Origin of the sequence: Mycobacterium sp. (assembly GCF_008709575.1) — a bacterium.
Taxonomy (GTDB): Bacteria; Actinomycetota; Actinomycetes; order Mycobacteriales; family Mycobacteriaceae; genus Mycobacterium.
In genome coordinates, this window is the sequence record NZ_VYIK01000380.1 from 1 (window position 1) to 677 (window position 677).

At 65.0% G+C, this 677-nt stretch carries 1 protein-coding gene and 1 pseudogene; one reads left to right on the plus strand and one right to left on the minus strand.

All coding sequences use genetic code 11. The features are described 5' to 3' along the window. Positions 1–61: 61 nt before the first annotated feature. Positions 62–421: pseudogene (locus F6Q13_RS19065) on the minus strand (transposase); the annotation flags it as partial. 50 nt (positions 422–471) lie between these two features. Here F6Q13_RS19065 and F6Q13_RS19070 point away from each other — a divergent pair. Next, the gene (locus tag F6Q13_RS19070; protein ID WP_293059856.1) at positions 472–663 is read left to right on the plus strand and encodes a hypothetical protein; all 192 of its coding nucleotides are present in this window, start codon (positions 472–474) and stop codon (positions 661–663) included. The last annotated feature ends 14 nt before the right edge of the window (positions 664–677 follow it).

Genomic DNA, 677 nt, shown 5'->3' on the forward strand with positions numbered 1-677 from the left:
CGAGGCCACTCGATGGCCGGCGTGTGACCCCTCGCGTAGCTCGACTTGATAGCAGATGCTCCTATGTTCGCGCAACGGTTTTCGCGGCTGTTTTGGGTGGCTGGATGGCGTGGAAGATTTCGCGGGCGATGTAGCGCTTGATGCACCGTTTGATCTCGTTTTTCGTCTTGCCTTCGGCGAGGCGTCTGGTCAGGTAGTCGCGGGTGGGTTGGTGGCGGCGCAGGCGGACGACCAGGATGACGTGCAGGGCTCGGTTGGCGTCGCGGTTGCCGCCCCGGTTGAGTCGGTGTCGCACGGTTTTGCCGCTGGAGGCTTCCAGCGGGCTGGCCCCGCAGAGTTTGGCGAACGCGGCGTCGCTGCTGATCCGTTCGGGGTTGTCGCCGATCGCGGCCAGAATGGTGGCGGCGGTGTCGGGACCGACGCCGTAGACGGCACGCAACCGTGGGGCCGCGGTGGCGGTGATGCGTCGAGGTGCTGGGCGAGCCGCTGGGCTTCGGTGTCGAGTTCGCGGCAGCGCTTGGCCAGGGTCTTGATCGCCAGGATCGTGGCATCGACTGTGTTGGTGAGCATTTCGGGCTCTGGAAGTTCTTCACATGCCGTCAGGAGGCGGTCGTTGTAGAGGCCGGGCAGCTGTTCGCGCAACGCTGCGGGTGGGGTCTGTAAGTTAAAGGTGTGAC